At 69.4% G+C, this 5,351-nt stretch carries 7 protein-coding genes; 3 read left to right on the plus strand and 4 right to left on the minus strand.

Annotation, left to right across the window (positions count from 1 at the left end):
- Positions 1 to 630 (plus strand): heparin lyase I family protein (locus ABDW35_RS31565; protein ID WP_343717808.1); only part of this gene is annotated, 630 nt, incomplete at its 5' end.
- A gap of 66 nt (positions 631 to 696) precedes the next feature.
- Here the strand turns inward: ABDW35_RS31565 and ABDW35_RS31570 are convergent.
- From ABDW35_RS31570 to ABDW35_RS31580, 3 genes are read right to left on the minus strand one after another with little or no spacing between them, the layout of a single operon-like run.
- Positions 697 to 1,146 carry a DoxX family protein gene (locus tag ABDW35_RS31570; RefSeq protein WP_343717809.1) on the minus strand — a complete coding sequence of 150 codons (450 nt, stop codon included), beginning with the start codon at positions 1,144 to 1,146 and terminating at the stop codon, positions 697 to 699.
- Between the two features lie 51 nt (positions 1,147 to 1,197).
- The gene (locus ABDW35_RS31575) at positions 1,198 to 1,665 is read right to left on the minus strand and encodes a tetratricopeptide repeat protein (protein ID WP_343717810.1); all 468 of its coding nucleotides are present in this window, start codon (positions 1,663 to 1,665) and stop codon (positions 1,198 to 1,200) included.
- 42 nt (positions 1,666 to 1,707) lie between these two features.
- Positions 1,708 to 2,685, minus strand: coding sequence for an MBL fold metallo-hydrolase (locus ABDW35_RS31580; RefSeq protein WP_343717811.1), 978 nt, complete (start codon positions 2,683 to 2,685; stop codon positions 1,708 to 1,710).
- Positions 2,686 to 2,892: 207 nt separating this feature from the next.
- Between ABDW35_RS31580 and ABDW35_RS31585 the strand changes: the two genes are divergently transcribed.
- Both ABDW35_RS31585 and ABDW35_RS31590 read left to right on the plus strand, forming a co-directional pair.
- Positions 2,893 to 3,879, plus strand: coding sequence for a heparin lyase I family protein (locus ABDW35_RS31585; RefSeq protein ID WP_343717812.1), 987 nt, complete (start codon positions 2,893 to 2,895; stop codon positions 3,877 to 3,879).
- Between the two features lie 99 nt (positions 3,880 to 3,978).
- Positions 3,979 to 4,404 (plus strand): organic hydroperoxide resistance protein, encoded by a 426-nt coding sequence (locus ABDW35_RS31590; protein WP_343717813.1) that lies wholly within the window; start codon positions 3,979 to 3,981, stop codon positions 4,402 to 4,404.
- A 208-nt stretch (positions 4,405 to 4,612) separates the two neighbouring features.
- Here ABDW35_RS31590 and ABDW35_RS31595 read toward each other — a convergent pair.
- Positions 4,613 to 5,351, minus strand: a 739-nt coding sequence (locus ABDW35_RS31595) for an alpha/beta hydrolase (RefSeq protein ID WP_343717814.1), incomplete at its 5' end; no start/stop codon positions are given.

Here is a 5,351-nt window from a genome sequence, read left to right on the forward strand (position 1 = left end):
ATCCAGACCGAGCCGAAGGGCACCGATCTCTGGTACGGCTTCAGCTTCCGCATCGATGCCGAGCCGGCGCCCGCGGCCGACAACCGTCGCCTGCTGGTCGGGCAATGGAAGCAGGCCGGCCAGTACAGCCCGTTCCTGGGGCAGCGCTTCCGCAACCGGAAGTTCTATCTGACGGTGGAGCAGGACGGCCCGGCCCGGCTGCAGCAATGCCGGGTGCTGGTGGCCTGGGAAGACGGCTACGACTTCTCTGACTTCCCGCCGCATCACAGCTTCCTGCATGACGGCTTCGACGCGGCCGGCCACAAGCTGGCGCCGGACTATACCAAGGATTGCGCCACCGGCCTGACCGTCGACCGCGAGGCATCGCTGCCCTCGCCCTACGGCGCCTGGGTCGACATGGTGGTGCACATCAAGGTCGACGCGCAGCCCGACGACCTGATCGAAATCTGGGCCAATGGCCGGAAGATCGTTACCGTCCGCGGCCGGCTGGGCTATCGCGACAGCGGCCGGCAGTACTTCAAGATCGGGCCGTACCGAGACCCGGGCGAGACCCCGGTGGTGGCGCATCTCGACAATTTCGGCCTGGGCCACAGCTTCGAGGAAGTGGATCCCCGGCGGTTCGATCGTTAGCGAAAGCAGCCCGGGCGGGCCGGCTCAACCATGCCGGCCCGCCCGGTCCGGTGCGCCCCCCGGCCGCTACCGGTCCTGATGGGTCAGGCGGGCGGCCGCGACCAGACCGCCGCCGTCCCACAGCCGGTCCAAGGACCATGCCCCCGACCCGGCGGCCGCGAGCACCAGCATCCCGCCCGCGATCGCGAGATCCTTCTCGAAGTGCAGGAGCTCGTTCCGCGTCCCGGCGTCGAGATGGAACAGGAACGCGGTGGCGAAGCAGAACAGGGCGAGGGCCAGCGCGCCCAGCCGCGCATGCCATCCCAGCGCCAGCATCAGGCCGCAGCCGAGCTGCAGCGCGATGGTCAGCGCCATGACGAAGGGCGGCACGCCGACCTTGCCCATGGCCGCCGCGGCCGCGGCGAAGCCGGTCGCGAGCGTGACCGCCTCATGGATGAAGATCAGCGACAGCAGCAGCCGGCCGAGAAGCAGGAGGCCGTCCCCCGACCGGGTGCGGACGGCGACAGACCAGGACATCGCGTCCTCCTTGCCAGATCGCCGGGCGGGGGCCGCCCGCCCGGCCATCGTTCAGTCGATCGCGGCGCCGGTGCTGATCGCCTTCTCGAGGTCCTCGCGCTCCTCGCAGCCGCTCGGGCACAGCTTCTCCAGGGCGGCGAGCTGCTCCTTCGCCTTGGCCATGTCGCCGGTCTGGAGATACAGCTCGCCGAGATATTCGTGGGCCGGCTTGTAGTCCGGCTGCAGCGACAGGGCCTTGTTGTAGTAGGTCAGCGAGGTGGTGAAGTCGCCGGTCTTGCGCAGGGTGTAGCCCATCAGGTTGTAGACATCCGCCTGCTGGTTGTCCTCGGCCAGGTCCCGCAGCTCGTCGAGGGCGCCCTTGTAGTTCTTGGCCTCGATCTTGGCGCGGACGGAGGTGAGGTCGACGCTGCCGGTCGAGCTGTCGTCATCGACGGCGAAGGCCGGGCCGGAGAAGAAGGCGGGGGCCAGAGCCAGGCCGCCGACCATCGCGAGGGTGATGAAATAGGCGCGCTTTCGCATGGGAAGTCTCCTTCGCAGGGTTCGGAATTCAGAGGCTTGGGTTCAGGACTGGACGACCGGGGAGAAGGCGTAGGCGTCGCCGTCGGTGGCGAAGCTGCCGGCCCCGGGGAAGGGGAAATGCGCCCCGCAGATCATCATCTTGTCGGCGATGACGCGGTCGATGATCCGCCGCCGGGTGGTGACGGCCATCGGGCCGTCCTGGTCGTAGGCGCCCTGCCAGCCGGGATGCGGGGCCAGGAGCGCCGGCACGTACATCGTGTCGTTCGAGACCATCAGCTGGTCGTTGCCCGAGGTCACCAGGAAGACCGAATGCCCGGGCGTGTGGCCGTAGGCGTCGAGGATCCGGATGCCCGGCGCGACCTCGGCACCGCTCTCGACCAGCTTCCAGTTCTTCCAGGTCGGGAACACGTCGGCGATGCGCTTGCCGGCGGCGCGGCGGCCTTCCGGCAATTTCTCGACCCGGCCGGGCTCGGTCCAGAACCGGTATTCGGCGCTGTTGACCACCAGCTCGGCATTGGGGAACACGGCCGCGTTGGTGCCCTTCTCCATCAGGCCCCAGACATGGTCCGGGTGGAAATGCGAGACCAGGATGGTGTCGATCTGGCTGCGGTCGATGCCGGCGGCCTGCATGTTGGCGGGCAGATGGGTGGCATTCGCCTGCCATTGCCCGACGCCGGACCCGGCATCGATCATGATGTGCCGGTCGCCGAGCTTCAGCACGATCACGGTGAGCGGGATCGGCATGAACTCGGTGGTCAGCCCGGCCTTGGCCAGCGCGGCCTTCGTCTCGTCGACGGAGACGCCCTTGATGAAGGCGGGGTCGTGCGGCTTGCGCCAGATCCCGTCATAGACGGCCGTCACCTCGATCGAGCCGACCTTGTACCTGTAGAAGCCGACGGTCGGCTCCGGCGGGGTCTCGGCGCGGGCGTCGCCGATGAACTTCAGCGGCTTCGCCAGCCCGAAGAAGGCGCCCGCGAGGGCTCCGCCCGCCAGGACGCCGCGGCGAGACGTGGTGAACATCATCTTTCTCCGATATCCGATGGGATCTCTGCATCCGGTGCGGCGGTGCGATCGCCAGCCCCGTCAACGACCAGATCGAGGGGGAGGCGGGTTTATTCCCGCGCTTCGAAAGCCGATCGACGGAACCCGCCCCAGGCCCCCGCACGCCGCTTGGCTGCGGCGGGCCGGCCGCCTATCCTGCCGCGGCCCGACACCCCGGCGGTGAGCATGCCATCAGCCCCGTTGCGGCAGCGCCTGCTGCCGGCCGTCCTGATCCTCGCCGCGACGTTTGCCGTGCCGGCCGCCGCCGCGCCCCCCGGCGCCGAGATCGCCGACGGCTTCGAATCGGGCCGCATCGACCCGCAGGTCTGGGCCCCCTGCCCGCGCGCCGAGAACCGCTTCTTCATCGAGGAGACGGTGGTGCGATCCGGCCGCTACGCCGCCGGCATGGCGCTGCTGCCGGACGAGACCATGCCGCCGGCGATCCCGAAGGCGGAGCTGGCGCGCCGGCGCAGCGGCTGCCTGGACACGGCGCCGGGCGCCGTGTTCAACCCGGAGGACGACCAGCGCGCCGAGCTGTGGCTGCAATCGGTCCAGCCCGCCGGAACCGACAGCTGGTTCGGCTTCAGCTTCCGCATCGATAGCCCGGACGCCGGGGCCGGCGGCAACCGGCTGGTGGTCGGCCAGTGGAAGCAGAGCGGCAGCCAGAGCCCGTTCCTGGCCCAGCGCTTCAAGGGCGGCGCCTTTCACCTGACGCTGGAGCAGGCGACCGCCTCGCCCGGCCGGCAATGCCGGGTGCTGGTGGCCTGGCAGGACGGCTACGACTTCTCCGACTTCCCCGCCGGAACCCGCAGCTTCCTGCATGGCGGCGCCGACGAGCTGGATGTGGAGCTGCCGCCCGCCCCCGCCGCCGAATGCGCCCGCGGCCTGGCCATCGACCGGACGGCGCCGCTGCCCTCGCCCTTCGGCGCCTGGGTCGACATGGTGGTGCATCTGCGCGTCGCCGGACGGGCGGACGATATGATCGAGGTCTGGGCGAACGGACGGCCGGTCGTGACCATGCGCGGTCCGGTCGGCTCCCCGGCCGCCCGCGACCAGTATTTCAAGTTCGGGCCCTATCGCGACCCGTCGCCGGCGCCGCTGGTGGTCCGGTTCGACGATTTCAGCCGCGGCGGCAGCTTCGCCGGGGTCGATCCGCGGCGCTTCGACCCATAGGGGCGCCCGATCCGGGTGGCGGCTTCAAGCCGCCGCCCCATGTCTGTACCGTCATCCCTGGCCGCATCGCCGGTGCGGCCCAACCCCCAGGAGCCTGCCATGACCAAGCCTGAGAAGATCCTCTACAAGGCCACCGCCACCTCGACCGGCGGCCGCGAGGGACATTCGAAATCCTCGGACGGCATCATCGACCTGCCGCTGGCCCTGCCGAAGGAGATGGGCGGCAAGGGCGGCGCCACCAATCCGGAGCAGCTGTTCGCCGCCGGCTATTCTGCCTGCTTCCTGGGCGCGCTGAAGTTCGTCGCCGGCAAGGAGAAGGTGCAGGTCCCGGCCGACGCCTCGGTCAAGGCCGAGGTCGGCATCGGCGAGATCCCGGGCGGCTTCGGCATCGATGTCGACCTGACCGTCTCGCTGCCGGGCCTGGACAAGGCCCAGGCGCAGGCGCTGGTGGAGAAGGCGCATCACGTCTGCCCGTACTCCAACGCCACCCGCAACAATGTCGACGTCCGGCTGCACGTCGCCTGAGGTTCAGGAGGCCTTATACCGCGCACCCTAAAGAACGAGTGTCATCCCGTGTCTGCAGCGCAGCATGCAATGATGCGCTGCAGACACGGGATCTCTTCAGGATCGTGCGGAGATCCCGTGTCTGCGCAGCGGCACTTCGCGCCGCAGCGCGCACGGGATGACGAGTCGATATTTTCGACCGTCGGCATGATGTTCAGCGACAGCGGCCCTACCTGCCCGTCTCCGCGGATCCGCGGAAGAAGGCGACCAGGTGCCGGGAGACGAAGCCGGGATTCTCGTCCGGCAGCCAATGGCCGGTCTCCGGCGCCACGGCGCCGCTGACATCGTCGGCAGCCTCCCTGGCCATCTCCACCTCCTTCCAGCCATTGCTGCGCTCGCCAGCGAGCGCCAGGACCGGCATCGGCAGCCTTGTCTTCAGGAACTCCTTGAACCGGCGCTCATCCTCCGGAAAGGCGCGATAGAGCTCGAAGCCGGCGCGCATCCCTCCGGGCGCGGCATAGGCCCGGGCATAGACGGCCAGGTCGTCATCGGCGATCGGCGCGGCGAGCCGCTTCTTCATGAAGTCCGAGATGTAGGCGTATTCGTGGCCGGCCACGAGCATCTCGGCGATGTCGCGCTGCTGGTGCAGGCCGAAATGCCAGAGCTCCGGATCCGGCTTGTGGATCGCCTCGTCCCAGACATGCGTGCCGGGCAGCGGCACGTCGAGCATCGCCAGCTTCGCCACCTCGTCCGGCCATTGCGCGGCATAGGCGTAGGCGACCATGACGCCGATGTCGCGCCCGACGAGATCCACCTTTGTCGCGCCCAGCTGGCGGACCAAGTCCCGGATGTCCGCGGCCATCGTCGCCTTGTCGTAGCCGTCGAGTGGCTTTTCCGACTCGCCCGCGCCGCGATAATCCACCGCGGCGACGCGGAAGCCCGCCGCGGCAAGCTCGGGCATGACGCGG

The sequence above is a fragment of the Inquilinus sp. genome, from assembly GCF_039594555.1.
GTDB lineage: Bacteria > Pseudomonadota > Alphaproteobacteria > DSM-16000 > Inquilinaceae > Inquilinus.

What these genes read in the sequence shown, in the direction of transcription:
- ABDW35_RS31570 (WP_343717809.1), bottom strand. Translation starts at nt 1,146, where the DNA reads ATGTCCTGGTCTGTCGCCGTCCGCACCCGGTCGGGGGACGGCCTCCTG.
- ABDW35_RS31575 (WP_343717810.1), bottom strand. Translation starts at nt 1,665, where the DNA reads ATGCGAAAGCGCGCCTATTTCATCACCCTCGCGATGGTCGGCGGCCTG.
- ABDW35_RS31580 (WP_343717811.1), bottom strand. Translation starts at nt 2,685, where the DNA reads ATGTTCACCACGTCTCGCCGCGGCGTCCTGGCGGGCGGAGCCCTCGCG.
- ABDW35_RS31585 (WP_343717812.1), top strand. Translation starts at nt 2,893, where the DNA reads ATGCCATCAGCCCCGTTGCGGCAGCGCCTGCTGCCGGCCGTCCTGATC.
- ABDW35_RS31590 (WP_343717813.1), top strand. Translation starts at nt 3,979, where the DNA reads ATGACCAAGCCTGAGAAGATCCTCTACAAGGCCACCGCCACCTCGACC.